The sequence below is a fragment of the Bacillus sp. TH17 genome (genome assembly GCF_016651125.1).
In the GTDB taxonomy this organism is placed as follows: Bacteria; Bacillota; Bacilli; order Bacillales; family Bacillaceae_G; genus Bacillus_A; species Bacillus_A mycoides.
The window spans coordinates 4,758,664-4,776,142 of sequence record NZ_JAEKEN010000001.1; the positions used below are offsets into that span (position 1 = coordinate 4,758,664).

A 17,479-nucleotide genomic window follows, 5' to 3' on the forward strand; every position below is an offset into this window, starting at 1 on the left:
TTTTATTATCCTCTATATTTACCCACAAAAAACTTCTTTTCTCTGCAAATTTGAACAAAAATCGACAAATTCTTTTCAATTTCCTTACAAAATTGTAACCTTTCTATATCCAAATTTATGCTAAAATGGTACGAGCTATATGCTAATAACGATGCGAAGGTGATAATGTATATGAAGAAAATCTTGTCTATTTTACTAGTGTCTCTATTGTCAATTTCTTCCTTAGGAGTAACAACATCCCATGCAGAAGAAAAAATACATATAGAGGCAGCTGCTGCACTGCTATTTGATGCGGATACAGGAAAAATACTGCATGAACAAAATCCAGATGAATTACTAGCTATCGCTAGTATGTCAAAATTAATTGTTATTTATGCCGTATTAGAAGCAATTAAAGAAGGAAAAATCACTTGGGATACGAAAGTAACTATTTCTGATTACGCTTATGAAGTTTCACGTAATAATGAATTCTCTAACGTGCCGTTCGAAAAAGGACGTCAATATACTGTAAGAGAATTATACCATTCTATCGTTATCTTCTCTGCAAATGGATCTAGTATTGCTTTAGCAGAATTACTTGCAGGAAGTGAAAAGAACTTCTTAAATCTCGCAAATGAACATGCGAAAAAACTAGGGTTAAAGAAATATAAATTTGTAAACGCTACTGGGTTAAATAACGCTGATTTAAAAGGAAAACATCCTGAAGGAACTGATCCGAATGGAGAAAACTCCATGTCAGCTCGCGATATGGGTATTCTTTCAAAAACAATTATTACAAAGTATCCAGAAATGCTAGAGGATACAACACAAAGATTTAGAAACTTCCCAGATAATCATCCAAAACCAATTCGTATGGAAAATTGGAACTGGATGTTACCAGGTGCTGCTTTCTCTTATGAAGGAGCAGATGGTTTAAAAACAGGAAGTTCCGATACAGCTGGGTATGGTTTTACCATTACAGCAAAACGCGGTGATTTACGTCTTATATCTGTTATTATTAAAACGAAATCAATGGACGAACGTTTCACAGAATCTCGCGCATTAATTGAATATGGATTTAATAACTTCGAAAAACAGAAATTAAAAATAGATAAAAACAACAAAATTTCTGTAGTAAAAGGAAAAGAAGACTACGTAACAGTTGCACCAGAAAAAGAAGTGACAGTAGTTACTACAAAAGGTAGCAAATCACCTTACAAAATTTCTACTGAAGCAGATAAATCACTTGCTGAAGATGGGCATTTAGTTGCTCCTATTAAGAAAGATGCAAAGGTAGGTTCAATCGTCTTAGAACCAACTGATAAATATGGTTTCTTAGACGGAAATAAAAGTATAAAAGTTACTGCAAAAGCGACTGAAGAAGTAGAAAAAGCAAATTGGTTCGTATTAACAATGCGTTCAATTGGCGATTTCTTCTCAAACTTATGGTCTAAAGTATTTTAATGATGAAAAGCTAGCTCACGCTAGCTTTTTTTATTTTCCCCTCTAGATGTAAAACTTCGTTTGGTTGTCATATCTGCGTCCTTTTTCTCATACGTATGAACTAGTAATTGTTCCACACTTCATCTAGAAATGAACCTCTTTCTACAAGGCATTCCAAAAAGAGAGGTGACACATAATGGGTGTTATCGCGTATAACGAAGAAGATGTTAAGTTATTAGCTAGACTGATGCGTGCTGAAGCCGAAGGAGAAGGCCAACAAGGGATGTTAATGGTCGGAAACGTTGGGGTAAATCGTGTCCGCGGAAATTGTTTAGATTTCAAAAAAATACGTAATTTACGTCAAATGGTTTATCAAAATCCTGGTGGTTTTGAAGCAACTCAAAAAGGGTATTTTTATCAACGAGCGAGAGAACAAGATATTGCCTTAGCCCGCCGGACAATTCAGGGACAACGTTTTTGGCCCGCCAACTTCGCCTTATGGTTCTTTAGACCTGAAGGTCCCTGCCCACCAACTTGGTATGACCAACAAAATTCTGGTCGCTTTAAAAAACACTGCTTCTTCCAACCATCTGGTGGAGATTGTCCAGGCGTATATTAAGGAATGAAAATGAGGAGGGATTTTTGAATGACACAGCAACAAAACCCGTACTACGGAACAGGTTTTTATCAACCATCTGGAACTTATGTGCAACCGCAACAAATGACCCCACAGCAGCAGCAACAGCAACAACAGCAACAACAACAGCAAGCGATGCAACAACAAGCTGCTCAAGCTCAACTTGCAGTTTCTCAAGGGATGTTACCACTAGAGCAATCGTATATTGAAAACATCCTTCGTTTAAACAAAGGTAAACCAGCTACAGTTGTAATGACTTATGAACGCGGTAGTTCGCTTGGTACACAATCTTATACAGGGATCATCGAGGCAGCTGGCCGTGATCATATCGTAATTAGTGAGCCGAAATCTGGAAAACGCTTTTTACTACTAATGATTTATTTAGATTATGTAGAATTCCCAGGAGAAATTACGTATTTACCTGGTCAACAAGCAACTTATGCTCCAAGACCATAAAAAAAAGCTGGCGAATGCCAGCTTTTGTTTTTTATAACCCTTTTACAACTGCAGTTCCGACTAAAATCCACGCCACAATAAACGCTACACCACCAAGGGGTGTAATTGGGCCAAAGAATTTAATACCTGTTGTACTTAATGCATAAAGACTGCCTGAGAACATAATAATCCCAGCTACCATAAGCCAACCCGCAGTGCTTAAAAGTGATGATTGCATTTTATCCATTAATAGAGCAACTACGAATAAGCCACCTGCATGAAACATTTGATATGTAACGCCCGTCTTCCACACTTCTAACATTTTTGCAGAAATTTTATTTTCTAAACCATGTGCTCCAAAAGCCCCTAATGCAACAGATAGCCCCGCTGCAATACAACCTAGTAAAAAGAAAATTTTCATCTTAATTCCCCTTTTTATTTTTATCATAAGCAATTTTCACATATAATCCAAACGATTTAATCCCTAAAAATCAAATAAAGAATTACCATTTGCACCTTCTTCTTTTATATACACAGGTTCTCCAGAAACTGGCATAACCGGTTGAACTGTTGTTATAGGCTGAGATCCGATTATTTGTGATTGAACTTGTGGCTCTCTATACGTAGAAGGCTCAACTTGTTCATCTAATAATAAATCACATAATGCACGCACAACTAATAAATGCTCTTTTGATTTTTGTCCTTCACTACTTTTTGCCTTTGCAATTTCACTCGCCATTTTATTTAAAACCTTATCGCTAGATACTTGCATTCCTTGTCACCTCTTACTTTGTAGTTCTTTCTCGAATTGCCCCAGTTTCTCCACTGAACCAAATACTATTATCATATCATGTTCTTGCAGTTTTTCCTGCCCCGTTGGATTATGGATAATATCCCCATCTCTTAAAATCGCTAAAATTGTTACACCAAATTGATTTCTCACATTACTCTCTAATAACGATTTACTAGCTAAGTTAGAATCTTTACCAACTTGAATTTCTTCAATTACAAATGATTGCTCTATTCCATACAATACTGTATCAATATAATGCACTGTTAACGGATTCGCAATATCCAACCATTAATACAGTAATCATCGTCATCCAAAATGCTTAAAACAAGCTAATCTCTTCAATTGTCATAAATCATAGCATTCCTAGAATTACAACAAAAGTCATACATATAACCGCTATCCATAATTGCTTCCGTACATTCATATTATGTTTCAACTCTTTTCTCTATCTACAATCTTTGCCAGAGGAAATGAAATACGTATATACTAGAAAACGGAATCTATGAAAGAGGTTGATATAATGAAGCTATTTCTTTCTGCCTTACAATGGGCACTATTTATTTTAGCTGGAAGTCTTATTGTACCAATTAGTGTCGCAACTAGTTACGGCCTTGATGGCACTGAAGCTATCGCGTTTGTACAAAGAACATTATTTGTTCTCGGTTTTGCCGGTCTCTTGCAAGCCATATTTGGTCATAAACTTCCTATCCAAGAAGGTCCTGCAGGCCTTTGGTGGGGAATTTTCTCCTTGTATGCAAGTTTAGGCGTCGTATTATTTGGATCAAGTAATGAAACACTTAAGGTCCTTCAGTACGCTTTCCTACTAAGCGGAATTATTTGTATTATTCTTAGTGTTTTTGGACTTATCGATAAACTAGTTCGCTACTTTACACCTACAGTAATTGGAACGTATTTATTCCTTCTTGTCGCACAACTTAGTGGCTCCTTCTTAAAAGGTATGTTTGGCCTTGATGGACAACATACGGAAGTACAGCCAAAGGTATTTATTCTTTCACTCATTGTTATTTTACTATCTTTCTTCATTATGAAGCTACCTATTATTGGACGATATTCCGTTCTTTTCAGTATCGTCTGCGGCTGGATATTATTTGCGTGCTTCGGATTATCTAATCCAGTAACACCTGTGACAGATATAATTCGTCTTCCATCTCTGTTCGTTTTCGGAATGCCTCGCATTGAATGGAACATGGCAATTACGGTAGTTTTCGTCACACTACTACTTCTAACAAATATGTTAGCAAGTATTCGCGTTGTACAAAAGGTTGTTTCTAAGTATGAAGAAGATGCTGCTCCAAATCGCTTCAAACAAGCTGGCATTATAACAGGAATAAATCAATTGCTAGGCGGTCTATTTTCAGCCATTGGTCCTGTTGCCATTTCTGGATCCGCAGGATTTATTGCAACGACAAATATTTATAAGCGCCTTCCATTTATGTTAGGATCAAGCTTTATCATTCTTGTTAGTATATTCCCAAAGATTACTTCATTCTTTGCAGCCATCCCCGTTGCAGTTGGGTATGCTGCGATTTATCCTGTATTTGCAAGCATGATTGGTCTCGCTTTCCGCGAATATGACACTGTACAAAATAAAGAACAATTATTTAAAGTAGCAGGTCTTTCAATCTTTACAGGAGTCGGCGTTATGTTCGTTCCAGCAGGAGCGTTTTCTACGCTACCACCATTTTTAGCATCATTTTTAAGTAACGGTCTTGTTCTTGGATCTGTAATGGCTATCTTGCTGGAAATATTATTTTCTCGTTCGCACGAAAAACAACCATCGTAAATTGGAAAACTTCCATTATTGCACTCTATCTTTAGAGTTGTTACGATAATAATAAATTATCATGGGCAACACGCTCATGATAATTTATACTAACAATGCAGAACTTCTCCTAGTTTCATGCAAAGAAGTTCGATGTCTTACTATATATTCCCCACTATCTTCATAAAAATTTATTTCTATTTCAACAAAGAAAGGAATTTTCTATATGACTTATAAAATGATTGTTTTAGATTTAGATGATACTTTATTACGCGACGACCATACAATTTCACCTCGTACGAAAGAGGCTTTAATGACAGCACAAGAGCAAGGAGTTAAAGTTGTACTTGCTTCTGGGCGCCCAACGTTTGGTATGCGCAATGTTGCAAAAGAACTTCGTTTAGAGGAATACGGTAGCTTCATTCTATCTTTTAACGGCGCAAAAATTATTGATTGTAAAACAAATGAAGAAATCTTCAGTAGTACGCTATCTCCTGAAATCGTTCACAACCTATTTGAAATTAGTAAAACTGAAGACGTATGGATTCATACTTATATTGGTGATGATATCGTAACGGAAGAAAATAATCCGTATACTGAAATTGAGGGCGACATTACTGGTATGCCAATCGTTGTAGTAGATGATTTTAAAGCCGCTGTAACAGAACCTGTAGTAAAAGTATTAATGAATAAAGAAGCTGAACGCCTTGTTGAAGTAGAAAAGAAACTACAAAAACAACTAGAAGGTCAATTAAGCGTTATGCGCTCTAAACCATTCTTCTTAGAATTTACTGAACATGGTGTTACGAAAGGAACGAGCTTAAACCAATTAATCCAAAAACTTGGTATTAAACGCGAAGAAGTTATCGCAATGGGCGATAGCTATAACGACCAAGCAATGATTGAATTCGCTGGTCTTGGCGTTGCGATGGGCAATGCACCAGATGATATTAAAGAAATTGCAAACTATGTAACAGATACAAATATGAACGATGGCGTTGCAAAAGTTGTAGAGAAATTCGTTTTAAAAACGGAAGTACTTGTTTAATATTTTCATTCATAAAACCTATTTGAAGTCAAACACTTCAAATAGGTTTTTATTTAAATTACAACGCTTTTGTGACTATATTTTGAACTTTGCACTATTCTCGTAGTGTAAACTTTCTTTTTGTATATAATGAAACAAAATAGACTATTTCATTTTGAAAAAGAATACAAATTTACTATATACAAGCATACATTAAAGGAGGCTACTTCATGTTATCTACACCAATCGGAAGATTAAGAGCAATCGGCTTAATTGAGGGGATTTCTTTCCTATTACTATTATTTGTAGCAATGCCATTAAAATATTTTGCAGGGTTTGCAACAGCTGTTAAAATTACAGGCATGGCTCATGGCGTTTTATTTATTCTATTCATCTTTGCAGTAATTCAAGTAACAATCGTACACCGTAAATCAATTTTATGGGCACTTGGGGCATTCGTTTCATCAGTTATCCCATTTGGTACTTTTGTACTAGATGCAAAACTAAAAAATGAACAATAAACGCAAAAAAGGTAGTTAACAATTGTTAGCTACCTTTTTTGCGTTTATATATTCGGAATTTGCCAATCGATTTCTTTTTCATCCATGTTAGATAAAATCTCATTTACTTTAGAGTACGGCTTACTTCCAAAGAAACCTCGTCTTGCTGATAATGGACTTGGATGTACGGACTCGATAATATAATGATTCGTATTCGTAATTAACTTTTTCTTCGCCTGAGCATGGCGTCCCCATAATATGAAAATAACTGGCTTTTCACGTTCATTTAATAGCTCAATTACGCGATCTGTGAAATGCTCCCATCCTTTTCCTTTATGAGAATTCGCCTCACCTTGACGAACCGTTAACACAGTATTTAATAGTAAAACCCCTTGCTCCGCCCATTTTACTAAATAACCATTATTCGGAATTTCATAACCGTATTCATCTCGAAGTTCTTTGTACATATTTAGCAATGATGGCGGCGTTTTAATACCAGGTTGTACCGAAAAGCTTAAACCATGCGCTTGATTCGGTCCATGATATGGGTCTTGTCCTAAAATAACGACCTTTGTATTTTCATAACTTGTATACTCTAGAGCGTTAAAAATATCTTCTACCTTTGGATAAATCACATGCTCCTCATACTCTTCTTTTAAAAAGTTAGCTAAATTTTGATAGTATTCTTTCTCAAATTCTGGCCCCAGTAATGGTCCCCAATCATTCTGCAAAATGTTTTCCATGCCTTCACTTCCTATCCAATTAATTCACCATATCCTGCCTTGTAAATACTACAAACGAAATGATAAGAGATACTACTGCCCAAACCGTTAAATTTATTAAAGAAAATCCCATTGATAACCCTTGTAATGCAGGAAGTTTTCCTGATAAATAATCCGTTAGCGATAAGTTGACACTAAAAATGTATTTCGCACCTTCCCAAGACGTTGCGAATGAACTTAAAATGCCGCCTGCAATTAACGCAGCTAACATAACGCCCATACCAGCTGGTGTATTACGAATTAAAACAGAGACCATAAATGATATAGTTCCAACAACGATAGCAACAAACCAAGCTAGTCCGTACGCCATTAAAATGTATTGCCACTGCGGAATAAGGTGGACAAAGTTCGTATTTAACGTTTCCTTATCAATGACGAATCCTGTTAACACAGGTAAATTCCATCCAGAGTATCCAAATACAAGCCCTGATAATGCGTAAGCAAACAAACCGACAAGAAGCAATATGAGCGAAATGAAAAATAGCATCGTCACATATTTACTAAGGAGTATTTTCCAGCGCCGAATTGGCCTCGTCAGAAGCATTTTCATCGTACCATCGCTTCGTTCTCCTGAAACAATATCAATGGCGACAATCATAACGAGCAATGGAATAAATAACGTTATTCCTTGTTCAATAAACGCCCTCACAAATGTCGGTGCTCCTGGCGCAGTCGGATTAATATTATGATCTAAATAATATTGTTGTTGTTCCACTCTTACTTTTAACCAATCCCGCCATTCTTCTGGCAATCTAGAATTGTTCAAGCGGTTTTGTGAATCAACAATTTGTTGCTGTAATGATACTTTCCAATCGGTCGTACCAAGCCTTTTTTGCGTCGTTTCTATTTCACGATACTGAGCATACACAAAAAGTGGAATCAAGATTGCTAAAATAAGCATGACAACAACAATTCGTTTCTTACGATAAATCTTTTCTGATTCATTTAAAACTAGATTCGCAAATTCACGCATGTTGCTCACCCCTTGTGAGTTCAATAAATAAATCTTCTAGCGTAAATACAAGCTCTTTGACGCTATGTACATCTATCCCGTTTTCTACAAAATGCTTATTCCAAACATTAATAGACGCAACATCCATACGACATAATAAACGCTCATCTTCTACACTAACTTCCTCTATCTCTTCAGCAGCGTCTAACATGTCTTTCGCTTTGGAAATCGGTGTAACGACCCATTCCACACGATCACTCGCTGTTTTGATCAACTCTTCAATAGGTGCAACTGTTATCATTTTTCCTTTATGAATAATAGCAACACGGTCGCATATCAGTTGCACTTCACTTAGCAAGTGACTCGAAATAAATACACTCATATTTTCTTCTTTTACAAGCTTATGTATAAATTCCCTAAGTTCTCTAATCCCAGCTGGATCTAAACCATTCGTCGGTTCATCTAATATGAGCAATTTCGGGTTTCCAAGTAGCGCCTGTGCAATTCCAAGGCGCTGCTTCATACCAAGGGAATATGTTTTTACCTTATCGTGAATACGCTCATCTAAATGAACCATTTTTGCAATTTCAATAATACGTTCATCTGATATATCACCAAGCATGCGCGCAAATTGCTTTAAGTTTTCCCATCCCGTTAAATATGTATAAAGCTCTGGGTTTTCAACTATACTTCCAATTTGACGCATCGCTTCTCTGAAATTTTCCTTAATAGAATAACCACCGATAGAAATAGTACCTTCTGTCGCTTTAATCAGTCCGACTAACATTCGAATTGTTGTCGTTTTCCCGGCTCCGTTCGGTCCTAAAAAGCCAAACACTTCTCCTTGTTTTACATCAAATGAAATGTCCTCTACAAGCGTCTTCTTTCCAATTACCTTCTTCAAGTCTCGTACAGAAAGTATCGTCGTCATTTTATCCCTCCTTGCTCTAGTTTTAATTTACTTACGACGTTTTGGACTAATCGCTCTGCCATATATGTGTAGCCTACTTCATTCGGATGAAAATGATCGGAGTATAATAAATCTTTTCCACGATTTTGGAATAAATCAAATGTCGGTGTAATATATACATTTTTATCATTTAATGCCAACTTCTCTAAAGAAGCATTCCAATCCACAACAATATTTGATGAACCTCTTAAATCTTCTACATCCTCAAAAGGATTGTATAAACCTAGCCAAAAAATAGGACTATCTGTGTTTAATTTACGAATTTCTTCTATAATTTTCTTCGCTTCATTTTGAAACGTTTCCGTATCAGGACGATACGTCTCTAAATCTATCTTTCCGAGCGATTCCCATCCTGGGAATAAATCATTTCCTCCAATTGTTAAAACAATTACATCTGCTTGCTTAATTGAATATTGAGCTCCGCTACTTTCGATTTGTTTTAATAAATCAGGCATTTTCGCACCACTAACTGCCAAATTGCTTAGTGCAACTTTTTGTTTATAATCTTTTTGTAAATTCTCTTTCATTCGTCCAATATAGCCAATTCCTTCTTTATCACCAACGCCGCGCGTTAACGAATCACCTAAACTAACTACTTGTAACGTTCCCGTTTTCTTTTTCTCTTTTGCCACTACGTCAGTCTTCGTAATTAATTTTGAAGCTTTCGGATTTAATACATCATTTACACCCGAAACAAAACCGTATGCAAATAAACAGAAAGACGCAATTGTAATGAGTAGAATTACTTTTACTAATTTTGATCTCATATCAAAACCCCTTTTAGCCCCTATAGATTGTCCATAATTATACCAAACGAATTTTCGAAAAGCGATTTTCACACCTTCTCTATTATGTCGTTTCCCTATCTACCAAATCTGGTAATAACTCTACATGTTTCACATCTATTTCCTCATCATTAATCTTTTCATATAATAATTCAAATGCCTTTACACCAACATTTTTACTAGAATGCGAAATCGTCGTAATACCTAATATATTTGCCACCTCTTGATCATCACATCCGATAATCGTAATATCCTCTGGGATACGAATTCCTTGTTTTTTCGCCTCCGTTACCATTCCTGCAGCAATATGATTGCAAGATACAAGAAAAGCCGTCGGTTTTACAGACATACGAGCCCATTCCCTGACTACATTGCGCCCATCTTCCACCGTAAAACAGCCCTTAAACTTCCAGGCATCTAACGGTGTTACAACAATCTGTTGAAGTGAATCCTCATACGCCTTTTTTCGCCTCTGGCTATTAATACTATTACTTCTTCCAATGCAATATCCGATACGTGTATGACCAGCATCTATTAAGCTTTTCATCCCGCGCAAAAATACTTTGTAGTAATCAATATGTACACTCGAAATGAAATTCGAATCTATTTCTTCACACATCACAATTGGACCAAACTTCGTATACTCTTCAAGTTTTTCCTTACTATTTGTCCGTGAACATATAATTACTCCATCAAGCTTTTTCATTTTTAACATATGTAAAATTTCAAGCTCTTTTTCTTCGCTATAATTTGTCTGGCAAAGCATCATATTATAATTGTTCTTTGCGGTTTCCTTTGATATCCCCCCAATAATGGCACTGTAATATTGATCATTTACGTGCGGCAATAAAACGCCAATTACATTCGTTTTTCCTTTCACTAAATGAATCGCATTCACATTTTGCGTGTAATTTAATTCTTCAATAATCGCTAAAATCTCTTTTCGTTTCTGTTCATTCACATACGGATGATTATTGAGTACACGTGAAACAGTTGAAACAGATACCCCAGCAAGTTCAGCAATCTTTCTTATATTAGTCATCTCATTCTCCCCTTCCCCTCAAAAATTCTCGCTTGACCTGGTAAGCTTTCCACAGTATATCCTTTCTTAGCAAATACATTTTGAAAGGATATACAACTATGCTTCGATTCAAACTAGAATATATATTTTTCATTGGCGGTTTACTCATTCTCGCCATCGGTATTAATATGATGACGACAATTACTTCCTTTGGACTTAGCCCTTATGATTCCTTCTTTATTGCACTATATCAAAATTTTGGGATAAGTATTGGTTTTTGGATTTTCATGATTAACTTTGTTTTTACCCTGATCGTACTCTTTTGGGACAAAAAACAAATTACAATCGGCACAATTGTAACGATGATTCTTATTTCTCTTTTTGTTGATTGGGTTGGTTCTATTACGACCATTATGGACATTATCCGCTCTCTTCCAAAATATATAACACTTATTTGCGGAAACCTATTCGTCGGAGCCGGAATTGGTCTTTACGTCTCTACTAACCTTTGTGCAGCACCTCAAGAGGCTTTCGTTTTAACTGTTGCTGAGAAAAAGAAATGGACATTTAGAAGAACAGAAATTTCATTAGCTTTTTTATTTTTAACATTAAGCTTCTTATTAGATGGGCCAATCTATTTTGGAACAATTATCTTATCCTTTACAACAGGTTGGATTATTCAAGCTTTTATTCAAGTTGGTACGCAGATTTTAAATAGAAAAAAACCTATTAAGCAAGCCGCTTAATAGGTTTTTTCGTTTTATTAGAAGAGATACTACTTAGCATCTCCTTCAATTCGATAATTTGCTTTCACACAATCTATTTCTTCATACGATTGCAATGTATGTAGAATGTACTCATAATCCGCAAGAGAAGCACGATGCGTTACGATTACTATTTCTGCTTTCCCTTTCTCTTCAAGTGGCATTTGAATAATCTTTTCAAAACTAACACCGCGCTCAGAGAACAATGATGTAATTTTTGCAAACACACCAATTTCGTCTTTCACATGAAGTCTTAAAAACTTTTTCACAATAATTTCATCTGGCTCTTTTATTACCTTTTGATATTGCGGAACTACAGCACTATTTCCTGTTACACCTAACCTAATATTTTGCATTACAGCAACTAGATCAGAAACAACAGCTGTCGCTGTCGGTAAGCTTCCTGCTCCCGGACCATAAAACATCGTTTCTCCTACCGCTTCACCATACACATACACAGCATTATATTCATTTTGCACTGCCGCAAGAGGGTGTGCATTTGGAAGTAGCGTTGGCTCAACTGTAACCTCTAATTTCTCGCCATCTCGCTTTGCAAGACCAATTAATTTAATCGTATAGCCTAAGCTCTTACTATATTCAATATCTTCTGCTGTAATAGAAGTAATCCCTTTTACCTTCACATCTCCAAGCTCTACATTTGTAGAGAAACCGAGAGTAGCCAAAATCGTCATTTTTCTTGCTGCATCCAAACCTTCTACGTCTGATGTTGGATCTGCTTCTGCAAATCCAAGCTGCTGAGCTTCTTTTAACACGTCGTTATATGCTCTCCCTTCGTCTGACATTTTTGTCAAAATAAAATTTGTCGTTCCATTTACAATTCCCATTACTTTCGTAATAAGATCTGAAGAAAGTCCTTCTACGATGCTTCGTAAAATTGGAATCCCTCCAGCTACACTCGCTTCGTAAAATAAATCAGCCTGATTATCTTTTGCTACCGCTAAGAGTTCCGCTCCGTGTAACGCCATTAAATCTTTATTTGCAGTCACAACGTGCTTCCCGCTTTTTAAAGCTTGTAAAATATATGCTTTTGCATCATCAATGCCGCCCATTACTTCAATGACAACATCAATATTAGGATTATCTAAAATTTCATTCACATCTTGTGTTAATAGAGTAGAAGGCACGTCTACTTCTCTCTCTTTCTCAATGTTTTGCACCAATACTTTCGTTACTTTCACTGGACAACCTACTTGGTGTATAAGTCGTTCTTGATGATCTGTAATAATACGAACTACACCACTACCAACTGTCCCAAGACCTAATAACCCCACTTGAATTTCTTTCATAATACTGTCCACCCCTCAAAAATTGTGTTTAGATGCCATTATATAGACAAAAAATCTGAAAAACAATGTATTTTGAATATTGAGAAAAATAAAGGTTAATCTTTACAAATAAAACGCTACCACGTGTTATACAATCATTTACAATATATAAGGGGTTTCTTGATACACGTAATAATTCAGCCAATTAGAGAATAATAAATTCCCATGACTCCTCCACCTAACAATTGGCTTCTCATTTGGATTATTATGTTTAAAATAATTTTTTGGCACATCAATATTTAATCCTTTTTGGCAGTCCCGTTCGTATTCTTGCTTTAACGTATCACAACTGTATTCACTATGTCCGAGTGCGAAAACTTGCCTTCCCTCTTGCCCAATAGCAAGATGAACGCCTGCTTCTTCAGAATTGGCTAATAACGTTAATTCTTTCACTTTTTCAATATCGCTCTCTCGTACTTCTGTATGACGAGAATGCGGAGCAAAAAACACTTCATCAAACCCTTGTAACAATTTCACATGTTGCTCGCGAACCTCATGTTCAAATACACCAAACATTTTTTCCGCAAGAGGATACTTCGGCACACCATAGTGGTAATACAAACCAGCTTGTGCCCCCCAGCAAATATGAAGCGTAGATGTTACATTCGTTTTTGAATACTCCATAATACGTCCAAGCTCTTCCCAATAATCTACTTCTTCAAAAGAAAGAGTTTCAACTGGTGCTCCTGTAATAATGAGTCCATCAAATTTTTCATTCTCAATATCACGGAATGTTTTATAGAAGCTCGTTAAATGGTCCTGCGCTACATTGCGAGACAGATGCGATTCCATATGAAGTAAATGAACATCTAATTGCAACGGTGTATTTCCAATTAAACGAAGTAATTGCGCCTCTGTTTCTTGTTTTGTAGGCATTAAATTTAATATAGCAATTTTCAAAGCACGTATATCTTGTGTTACTGCTCGCTCCTTCGTCATTACAAAAATATTTTCCTTCTGCAATACTTTGCGAGCTGGTAAATCTTTATCAATTATGATCGGCATGTTGTTTGCCTCCGACTAGTGCCGCTTCTAAATCTGCAATAATATCAGAAACATCCTCTATACCGACCGATAAACGGATTAAATCAGATGTAACGCCAGCTAAACGCTGATTTTCTGCGCTTAATTGTCTGTGCGTCGTACTAGCAGGATGTATTACACAAGTTCTTGCATCAGCTACATGCGTTACAAGAGTTGCAAGCTTTACATTTGCGATAAATTCTTTCGCTGCTTCTAATCCGCCCTTAATACCAAATGTTAAAACTCCACTAGCACCTTTTTTCAAATACTTTTGTGCTAACGAATAATTTTCATTACTATCTAATCCTGGATAATTCACCCATTCAATGCGATCATGATTGGCAAGCCACTTAGCAACTTCGAGAGCATTTTCACTATGACGCTCCATTCGTAAATGCAATGTTTCAAGGCCAATGTTGCTAATATATGCATTGAATGGGCTCATACAGTTTCCGTAGTCTCTTAATAACTGAACGCGTGCTTTCACAATATACGCTGCTGCTCCAAAATTTTGAACATAGCTTACGCCATGATAACTCGGGTCAGGTTCGACAAGCTCAGGGTATTTTCCATTTGTCCAATCGAAGTTCCCTCCATCTATTACAATCCCACCTAGAGAACTTGCATGGCCATCAATATATTTCGTTGTAGAATGGACAATGATATTTGCCCCATGTTCAAACGCCTGGCATAAATAAGGCGTCGCCAATGTATTATCAACGATAAAAGGTACTTCTAATTCTTTTGCTGCCGCTGAAAGTTCTTTGAAATTCAAAACGTTCATTGCTGGATTTCCTAACGACTCTGCATAAACGAGTTTTGTCTTATCATTAGCAAGTGCCGCAATTTCATCTGCCGTTAAATTAGGATTAAAGAACGTAACATCTATGCCCAGCTTTCGCAAACTCACTCCAAATAAATTAAACGTTCCTCCGTAAACAGTTGAAGAACAAAGTAAATGGTCTCCACTACTGCAAATATTTAAAACCGCAAGCATAATGGCTGCCTGCCCAGAAGCTGTTGCAACAGCACCTACACCGCCTTCTAAATCTGATAACTTCTGCTCAAATGCGGCTAGAGTAGGATTTCCAATACGCGTATATATATATCCCTCTGCCTCCAAATTAAATAGTGCTGCTAAATCATCTGACGTATCGTATTTATACGTTGTACTTTGATAAAGTGGCAAAACACGCGGCTCACCATTTTTTGGCGTATAGCCACCTTGCACACAAATCGTTCCTTTCCCCCATGATTCTCCCATCTCTCATTCTCCTTTCTTTTATCCCGCTATTTGCGGGCAGTAAGACTCCCACCTCCAAATTCGGCAAATGCGAGGAAGTTAGGCGGGAGATAACTGCCCGATTGATGAAGGCTAATAATTAGCGGGGGAGGGACAAAACCCCCACTGATTAAAGTTTCACTTTATCCAAAATAAAAAACTGCCCCTTCCCTGAAAACAAGAAAGGAGCAGTTTGAAAACACGCTCTAAGGCTCTTTCTTATCTCTCAGGATTATTACCTGCAGGATTTGGCACAATTCCGTTATACGGCTGTTGCCAAGGTTTCATCGGGCCTGTCCCTCCACCTTTTCTTGATAAGACTATGCAATTACCGTTGATTTTATAGCAATAATTTCCTGATGTCAAATGGTTTTTCTGAATGTTCTAAATTAAATGCGAGGAATTTAATATAAACAACAAAAGAAATATATTCCATATTCATTTGAAAAAGACCTTTTAAAAACTCCGATCAATATATAAAATTAAATAAGTGGTTTAACCGCGTTGGTTTCAAATTTTCATGAGATTTCAATATATTGAATAAGCCAAACCCTCAAAAAGATACTATATATATTCAATTCATTTCACACTAGCATATTTAATCCTTTCTACATGAAAATTTACATAACGGAGGTACAACATGACAAATAAAAAAGACATGCACTATATACTCGTCCTATATGGCATTCTTTTAGGCTCTATAGTAGGAGCTACAGTCTGGTTATTTTTAGTTACAATAAATATCGGAATTCACTTTATTTGGGGATACTTACCTACTATTTTCTCTTCTCCGCCTTATTACACCATTTGTGTAACAATCATCGGTGGTATCCTCGTTGGTTTAACACAAAAATACTTCGGTACATATCCACGTCTTATGCCCGAAGTGATGGCTGAATATAAAAAAACAGGTAGAATCGAATACAGTTTTGTACATAAAGCTACTTTAACTGCGATTATCGTTTTAATATTTGGAGCTAGTTTAGGCCCAGAAGCAGCACTTGTTGGAATTATCGGTGGACTTTGTACATGGGTAGGAGATCGCTTTAATTTTGCTTTAAAGGGAATGAATGAACTAACAGAGGTTGGAATTGGTGCTACTTTAAGTGTAATTTTTAATGCACCATTATTCGGTTACTTAGCTCCGAATGAAAATGAGGGTGAACAAATTAATGAATTTTCGAAAGGAAAAAAAGCAATTGTATATTTAGCTACCACTTTTGCCGGTTTTTCCGTTTACTTATTGCTTAGTAAACTCGATAATCGTGGATCCTTTATTGTTGATTTTGGGGAAGGGTCTCTTGCTCTTAATGAATGGATCGCCTTTCTACCACTTGCTAGCATTGGTGCTATAGTTGGTTTCTTTTATTTCAAATTAGAATTCACATTAGAGAAATTAATCCACCCCTTCAAAGAATACAAGGTATCACTTGGAATTATAGGCGGTATTTTATTAGGAATTACAGGAACTTTTCTTCCTTACACGTTATTCTCAGGGGAACATCAATTAAAAGATTTAGTCGTTGAATGGAGCCATTTATCCTTCTGGGTACTACTTCTTTCAGGAATTTTAAAATTATGTATTACTGCCGTTTGTTTAAATACGGGTTGGCGCGGCGGACATATTTTCCCAATTATATTTGCTGGATCAAGTATCGGATATGCTATAGCTTCTATTATCCCTATAGATCCAATAGCTTCTGTAGCCATCGTCACGACAGCTATTTCAAGCTATGCATTAAGAAAACCAATAGCTATAACATTACTATTACTCATGTTTTTCCCGCTCAATTTATTATTACCGATGCTCGGGGCAGCAGCGATTGGGAATGCATTTCCGCTTCCTAAAAACAATGAAGCTACAAACTAATACATACAGGCAGTAGGGACAAAAGTTCCACTGCCTGTTTTTATCCCGCTATTTGCGAGCAGTAAGACTCCCACCTCAAAATCCGGC

At 36.5% G+C, this 17,479-nt stretch carries 18 protein-coding genes, 1 pseudogene and 1 riboswitch; of the genes and pseudogenes, 8 read left to right on the forward strand and 11 right to left on the reverse strand.

The genetic code is table 11. The features are described 5' to 3' along the window. Positions 1 to 165 precede the first annotated feature (165 nt). The 3 genes from JFT95_RS24485 to gerQ all read left to right on the forward strand — a co-directional run bounded on the left by JFT95_RS24485 (position 166) and on the right by gerQ (position 2,515). Positions 166 to 1,443, forward strand: coding sequence for a serine hydrolase (locus JFT95_RS24485; RefSeq protein ID WP_201053462.1), 1,278 nt, complete (start codon positions 166 to 168; stop codon positions 1,441 to 1,443). Between the two features lie 175 nt (positions 1,444 to 1,618). Next, positions 1,619 to 2,041 carry a cell wall hydrolase CwlJ gene (cwlJ, locus tag JFT95_RS24490; RefSeq protein ID WP_000538158.1) on the forward strand — a complete coding sequence of 141 codons (423 nt, stop codon included), beginning with the start codon at positions 1,619 to 1,621 and terminating at the stop codon, positions 2,039 to 2,041. A gap of 27 nt (positions 2,042 to 2,068) precedes the next feature. Further along, a complete protein-coding gene (gene gerQ / locus JFT95_RS24495) occupies positions 2,069 to 2,515 on the forward strand; it encodes a spore coat protein GerQ (RefSeq protein WP_002034928.1) in 447 nt (148 codons plus the stop codon). Between the two features lie 31 nt (positions 2,516 to 2,546). Here gerQ and JFT95_RS24500 read toward each other — a convergent pair whose 3' ends face one another. From JFT95_RS24500 to JFT95_RS24510, 3 genes and pseudogenes are all read right to left on the reverse strand, one after another. Then, on the reverse strand, positions 2,547 to 2,915 hold the full coding sequence (locus tag JFT95_RS24500) for a DUF423 domain-containing protein (RefSeq protein WP_002016371.1): 369 nt from the start codon (positions 2,913 to 2,915) through the stop codon (positions 2,547 to 2,549). A gap of 63 nt (positions 2,916 to 2,978) precedes the next feature. Continuing rightward, positions 2,979 to 3,266: a YwdI family protein gene (locus tag JFT95_RS24505; protein WP_001198367.1), complete on the reverse strand. Its 288-nt coding sequence runs from the start codon at positions 3,264 to 3,266 to the stop codon at positions 2,979 to 2,981. A gap of 6 nt (positions 3,267 to 3,272) precedes the next feature. Next, positions 3,273 to 3,566: pseudogene (locus JFT95_RS24510) on the reverse strand (cation:proton antiporter regulatory subunit); the annotation flags it as partial. Positions 3,567 to 3,807: 241 nt separating this feature from the next. Here JFT95_RS24510 and JFT95_RS24515 point away from each other — a divergent pair. From JFT95_RS24515 to JFT95_RS24525, 3 genes are all read left to right on the forward strand, one after another. Then, positions 3,808 to 5,091, forward strand: a complete 1,284-nt coding sequence (locus tag JFT95_RS24515; RefSeq protein ID WP_201053463.1) for a purine/pyrimidine permease — start codon at positions 3,808 to 3,810, stop codon at positions 5,089 to 5,091. 205 nt (positions 5,092 to 5,296) lie between these two features. Further along, positions 5,297 to 6,118, forward strand: coding sequence for a Cof-type HAD-IIB family hydrolase (locus tag JFT95_RS24520; protein WP_201053465.1), 822 nt, complete (start codon positions 5,297 to 5,299; stop codon positions 6,116 to 6,118). Between the two features lie 209 nt (positions 6,119 to 6,327). Continuing rightward, positions 6,328 to 6,618 (forward strand): DUF3817 domain-containing protein, encoded by a 291-nt coding sequence (locus tag JFT95_RS24525; protein ID WP_002191320.1) that lies wholly within the window; start codon positions 6,328 to 6,330, stop codon positions 6,616 to 6,618. A 44-nt stretch (positions 6,619 to 6,662) separates the two neighbouring features. Here the strand turns inward: JFT95_RS24525 and JFT95_RS24530 are convergent, their stop codons facing one another. From JFT95_RS24530 to JFT95_RS24550, 5 genes are read right to left on the reverse strand one after another with little or no spacing between them, the layout of a single operon-like run. Beyond that, complete coding sequence (locus JFT95_RS24530) at positions 6,663 to 7,340, reverse strand: uracil-DNA glycosylase (RefSeq protein ID WP_061690324.1); 678 nt, start codon at positions 7,338 to 7,340, stop codon at positions 6,663 to 6,665. A gap of 19 nt (positions 7,341 to 7,359) precedes the next feature. Further along, positions 7,360 to 8,352, reverse strand: a complete 993-nt coding sequence (locus JFT95_RS24535) for an ABC transporter permease (RefSeq protein ID WP_002089839.1) — start codon at positions 8,350 to 8,352, stop codon at positions 7,360 to 7,362. Then, the gene (locus tag JFT95_RS24540; protein WP_002089840.1) at positions 8,345 to 9,262 is read right to left on the reverse strand and encodes an ABC transporter ATP-binding protein; all 918 of its coding nucleotides are present in this window, start codon (positions 9,260 to 9,262) and stop codon (positions 8,345 to 8,347) included. The genes JFT95_RS24535 and JFT95_RS24540 overlap by 8 nt, the downstream gene beginning before the upstream one ends. Next, the gene (locus tag JFT95_RS24545) at positions 9,259 to 10,140 is read right to left on the reverse strand and encodes an SGNH/GDSL hydrolase family protein (protein WP_002034946.1); all 882 of its coding nucleotides are present in this window, start codon (positions 10,138 to 10,140) and stop codon (positions 9,259 to 9,261) included. Before JFT95_RS24545 ends, JFT95_RS24540 begins: the two co-directional genes overlap by 4 nt. A 10-nt stretch (positions 10,141 to 10,150) precedes the next feature. Beyond that, the gene (locus JFT95_RS24550) at positions 10,151 to 11,128 is read right to left on the reverse strand and encodes a LacI family DNA-binding transcriptional regulator (RefSeq protein ID WP_002089844.1); all 978 of its coding nucleotides are present in this window, start codon (positions 11,126 to 11,128) and stop codon (positions 10,151 to 10,153) included. A gap of 98 nt (positions 11,129 to 11,226) precedes the next feature. On the opposite strand from JFT95_RS24550, the gene JFT95_RS24555 reads away from it, so the two are divergent. After that, positions 11,227 to 11,853, forward strand: a complete 627-nt coding sequence (locus JFT95_RS24555) for a YczE/YyaS/YitT family protein (protein WP_002089845.1) — start codon at positions 11,227 to 11,229, stop codon at positions 11,851 to 11,853. Positions 11,854 to 11,882: 29 nt separating this feature from the next. Here the strand turns inward: JFT95_RS24555 and JFT95_RS24560 are convergent, their stop codons facing one another. From JFT95_RS24560 to JFT95_RS24570, 3 genes are all read right to left on the reverse strand, one after another. Further along, complete coding sequence (locus JFT95_RS24560) at positions 11,883 to 13,178, reverse strand: homoserine dehydrogenase (protein ID WP_201053467.1); 1,296 nt, start codon at positions 13,176 to 13,178, stop codon at positions 11,883 to 11,885. 138 nt (positions 13,179 to 13,316) lie between these two features. After that, complete coding sequence (gene metA / locus JFT95_RS24565) at positions 13,317 to 14,222, reverse strand: homoserine O-acetyltransferase MetA (protein ID WP_002191327.1); 906 nt, start codon at positions 14,220 to 14,222, stop codon at positions 13,317 to 13,319. Then, the gene (locus JFT95_RS24570) at positions 14,206 to 15,504 is read right to left on the reverse strand and encodes a bifunctional O-acetylhomoserine aminocarboxypropyltransferase/cysteine synthase (RefSeq protein ID WP_002068601.1); all 1,299 of its coding nucleotides are present in this window, start codon (positions 15,502 to 15,504) and stop codon (positions 14,206 to 14,208) included. The genes metA and JFT95_RS24570 overlap by 17 nt, the downstream gene beginning before the upstream one ends. A 234-nt stretch (positions 15,505 to 15,738) precedes the next feature. Beyond that, a riboswitch (SAM riboswitch) is annotated at positions 15,739 to 15,843 on the reverse strand. A 319-nt stretch (positions 15,844 to 16,162) separates the two neighbouring features. On the opposite strand from JFT95_RS24570, the gene JFT95_RS24575 reads away from it, so the two are divergent. Continuing rightward, positions 16,163 to 17,392 (forward strand): chloride channel protein, encoded by a 1,230-nt coding sequence (locus JFT95_RS24575; protein ID WP_061673832.1) that lies wholly within the window; start codon positions 16,163 to 16,165, stop codon positions 17,390 to 17,392. Positions 17,393 to 17,479 lie beyond the last annotated feature (87 nt).

Excerpts from the sequence above, each read along its gene's own strand:
- JFT95_RS24535 (WP_002089839.1), bottom strand. The coding sequence starts at position 8,352 with ATGCGTGAATTTGCGAATCTAGTTTTAAATGAATCAGAAAAGATTTAT.
- JFT95_RS24575 (WP_061673832.1), top strand. The coding sequence starts at position 16,163 with ATGACAAATAAAAAAGACATGCACTATATACTCGTCCTATATGGCATT.
- JFT95_RS24560 (WP_201053467.1), bottom strand. The coding sequence starts at position 13,178 with ATGAAAGAAATTCAAGTGGGGTTATTAGGTCTTGGGACAGTTGGTAGT.
- JFT95_RS24570 (WP_002068601.1), bottom strand. The coding sequence starts at position 15,504 with ATGGGAGAATCATGGGGGAAAGGAACGATTTGTGTGCAAGGTGGCTAT.
- JFT95_RS24500 (WP_002016371.1), bottom strand. The coding sequence starts at position 2,915 with ATGAAAATTTTCTTTTTACTAGGTTGTATTGCAGCGGGGCTATCTGTT.
- JFT95_RS24555 (WP_002089845.1), top strand. The coding sequence starts at position 11,227 with ATGCTTCGATTCAAACTAGAATATATATTTTTCATTGGCGGTTTACTC.
- JFT95_RS24540 (WP_002089840.1), bottom strand. The coding sequence starts at position 9,262 with ATGACGACGATACTTTCTGTACGAGACTTGAAGAAGGTAATTGGAAAG.
- JFT95_RS24520 (WP_201053465.1), top strand. The coding sequence starts at position 5,297 with ATGACTTATAAAATGATTGTTTTAGATTTAGATGATACTTTATTACGC.
- JFT95_RS24515 (WP_201053463.1), top strand. The coding sequence starts at position 3,808 with ATGAAGCTATTTCTTTCTGCCTTACAATGGGCACTATTTATTTTAGCT.
- metA (WP_002191327.1), bottom strand. The coding sequence starts at position 14,222 with ATGCCGATCATAATTGATAAAGATTTACCAGCTCGCAAAGTATTGCAG.
- JFT95_RS24525 (WP_002191320.1), top strand. The coding sequence starts at position 6,328 with ATGTTATCTACACCAATCGGAAGATTAAGAGCAATCGGCTTAATTGAG.
- JFT95_RS24505 (WP_001198367.1), bottom strand. The coding sequence starts at position 3,266 with ATGCAAGTATCTAGCGATAAGGTTTTAAATAAAATGGCGAGTGAAATT.
- JFT95_RS24530 (WP_061690324.1), bottom strand. The coding sequence starts at position 7,340 with ATGGAAAACATTTTGCAGAATGATTGGGGACCATTACTGGGGCCAGAA.
- JFT95_RS24485 (WP_201053462.1), top strand. The coding sequence starts at position 166 with ATGTATATGAAGAAAATCTTGTCTATTTTACTAGTGTCTCTATTGTCA.
- cwlJ (WP_000538158.1), top strand. The coding sequence starts at position 1,619 with ATGGGTGTTATCGCGTATAACGAAGAAGATGTTAAGTTATTAGCTAGA.
- gerQ (WP_002034928.1), top strand. The coding sequence starts at position 2,069 with ATGACACAGCAACAAAACCCGTACTACGGAACAGGTTTTTATCAACCA.
- JFT95_RS24550 (WP_002089844.1), bottom strand. The coding sequence starts at position 11,128 with ATGACTAATATAAGAAAGATTGCTGAACTTGCTGGGGTATCTGTTTCA.